3 protein-coding genes are annotated in these 2809 nt (G+C 55.0%); all 3 read left to right on the top strand.

Annotated features, from left to right (window positions below; all coding sequences use genetic code 11):
• On the top strand, positions 1–1092 hold a 1092-nt coding region (locus tag SFX18_05125), incomplete at its 5' end, for a Gfo/Idh/MocA family oxidoreductase (GenBank protein MDX1962513.1).
• Positions 1082–2263 carry a hypothetical protein gene (locus SFX18_05130; GenBank protein ID MDX1962514.1) on the top strand — a complete coding sequence of 394 codons (1182 nt, stop codon included), beginning with the start codon at positions 1082–1084 and terminating at the stop codon, positions 2261–2263. The genes SFX18_05125 and SFX18_05130, both read left to right, overlap by 11 nt.
• 108 nt (positions 2264–2371) lie before the next feature.
• Complete coding sequence (locus SFX18_05135; protein MDX1962515.1) at positions 2372–2728, top strand: hypothetical protein; 357 nt, start codon at positions 2372–2374, stop codon at positions 2726–2728.
• The last annotated feature ends 81 nt before the right edge of the window (positions 2729–2809 follow it).

Raw genomic sequence — 2809 nt, forward strand, 5'->3', positions numbered from 1 at the left:
TTATCTTTTTTAGCAATTATGAAAATTCGCGTCGGCGTGATCGGGCTGGGCGAGGCGTGGGAGCAGCGATACCGACCTACGTTGCGTTCTTTGGTGGATCGATTTGAAGTCAAGGCGATCTGCGATCCCATTAGCCATCGGGCGGAACAGGCCGCGCACGAATTTGGCGCCCAGGCCGTGGATGGCTTTCATGCCGTTGCCAAACGCGATGATATCGACGCCTTGTTAATTCTTAGCGATCAGTGGTATGGGCATTTGCCGGTGCTAGCGGCCTGTGAATATGGGCGAGCGGTCTATTGCGCCGTGGCTTTGCAATTGAATATGGAGGATGCCGTCCAATTAAAGCATAAAGTCGAGGAATCCGGCATTTCCTTTATGGCGGAATTTCCCCGCCGCCACGCTCCCGCCACCGTCCGGTTAAAGGAGCTAATGGCGACACGATTGGGCCAGCCCAATTTATTGTTTTGTCACAAGCGCACCCCCGTCCATGAAAAAGCGACCGCCAAAACAAAGATTTTGCCACAGGGGGATGACTATCGCGATTTGATCGAATTAGTCGATTGGTGCCGGTATGTTGTCGGGCAAGAACCGACATCGGTCTTTGGATTGTGCCATTATGTCAAAGCCAACCCGGCCCAATCCGATTATCGGATGATGAGCCTGGATTACTCCCACACGGGCCAGCCGGGAGCTGGAGTGGTCGCGCAGATCAGTTCGGGTTATTACTTTCCGCAATGTTGGGAGGAAGCTGTGTCTTATCGACCCCCGGCCGCGTTGCAGGTGGCTTGTGAAAACGGGATTGCGTTTATCGACTTGCCGACCAACTTGGTATGGTTTGACAACGCGGGCCGTCATCAAGAATCGCTGGAAAATGATCGCCCCCTGACCGAACACCTGCTCAATCAATTTCATCGGTCTGTAACCAGCCTGGTCCGCCAGGTAAGCGGCCTGGAAGACGCCTTTCGCGCGGTGCAAATTGTCCTGGCCGCGCAACACAGCCAAGCCACCGGGCAGCGGGTTTATTTAACCTCCACCCCCCCTTCGCCCTCCCCCATCCTGGATTCCCCGGCAAGGCCCGCTTATGGCAACTAAAAATTTGGGCAACCTGGGCGGTTTTGCATTTTTGAATAAGGCATTTACTTCGGAGGATGTGCCGGGTCTTTGCGCGCTCTTTGGAGATGAGCCTTTTTTACAGCGCGAATGCCTCAAAAAAATCACAGAGCTGGTCCTGGAGGTGCGCTCCGGAAAAAATCTGGACGCGGAATTTTCCGTTGCGACGCTGAATGGCGAAAAGAACGCCAATCAAGAATTGGAACTGCGAACCGTCCTGGATGAATTAAACACGGTTTCGTTATTTGGGGGGACGGGACGACGACTAGTCGTAATCGATCAGGCGGATGATTTTATTACGCTGCATCGGGACGAATTATTGTCAAAATATGTCCAGCGGCCCAACCCCGGTAGCGTCTTGGTATTGGTGGTGAAAACTTGGCCCAGCAATACCAAACTATATAAGGAATTTGCGGCTAACGGTTTAAATTTGGAGTGTAAAACGCCAGGCGAGGACCTCTTGCTGGCCTGGCTGGTAAAACAAGCCAGTACGTGCCATGGCGCGCAGCTGGAGCGCGAAGCGGCGGAACTCTTGTTGGAAATAGTCGGCCCGGAAATGGGGCGGCTCGACCAGGAACTGGAAAAATTATCGCTGATCGTTCTCGCGGACCAGATTGATGGACAATTCACAGCGGAAAAGAACGCGCGAACTCCGCCAGACCCAAATAAAATCGTCAAAATCGACAAGCGTTTAGTGCTAGAGGCGGTTGGCGGTTGGCAGGCAAAAAGTGCCTGGGACCTGGGCGATCGCATCAATGAGGGGGATGCCGCCACGGCTTTATTAGCGTTACAACGCTTAATCGACGCCGGCGAGGACCCGATCGCGTTGGTGGCGATGCTGGCGGGAACAATCCGCAAATATGCCGCCGCGACCCGTGTGGCCGATCTGGCTACTGGTTCGCAGCGGCGGCTGGATATGAAAACCATTCTTACCGAGGCCGGCATGAAAATTTGGCCCGACGCCCAGGCCAAAGCGGAGCGACACTTAAAACAACTCACCCGCGCGCGGGGACGGCGGTTGCTGGGGTGGTTATTGCAGGCGGACGCGGCGCTCAAGGGGCACAGCTCTAGCAAACCTCGATCGCGTTATGTGTTAGAGACATTGATCGTGCGCATGTCAAAAATGCTCTCCCCTCCGACAAATGCGTCTTAGCCGGGGTAAAATGCCTCTATCCGCCCCTGCGATTTTGACGGGGATTTCTTATAATGCGGAGATGGATGGCTCCTTTTTCCCCTGGAACTGACTTTTGCCCGCGATTGTATGCAAGACCCCCAACTGTTTTATGACAATCCTTTGATCGGACGTTATGCCAGCGCGGAAATGAGCGCGCTTTGGGGGCCGCGCAAAAAATTTAGCACCTGGCGACAGTTGTGGATCTGGCTGGCGGAGGCCGAGGCCGAATTAGGCCTGCCGATCACGGCCGCCCAGTTGGAGGAACTGCGCGCCCAGCGTGATAATATTGACTTTGCCGCCGCCGCCGCCTACGAGGGAAAACTGCGCCACGATGTCATGGCCCATGTGCATGCGTATGGCGATGTCGCTCCCGCGGCGCGCAAAATTATTCACTGGGGGGCGACCAGTTGTTATGTCACGGACAACGCCGATTGTAAACAATGACACCACTCGCCCCGGCAAGTCGTCGCCACGAAGAACAAGCTCCCCATTACGGACCGGCCGGGTTTCTCCCACAGCGTCGAT

The sequence above is a fragment of the Pirellulales bacterium genome, from assembly GCA_033762255.1.
In the GTDB taxonomy this organism is placed as follows: Bacteria; Planctomycetota; Planctomycetia; order Pirellulales; family JALHPA01; genus JANRLT01.

Coding starts and splice junctions, on each gene's coding strand:
- SFX18_05130 (MDX1962514.1), top strand. CDS start 1,082: ATGGCAACTAAAAATTTGGGCAACCTGGGCGGTTTTGCATTTTTGAAT.
- SFX18_05135 (MDX1962515.1), top strand. CDS start 2,372: ATGCAAGACCCCCAACTGTTTTATGACAATCCTTTGATCGGACGTTAT.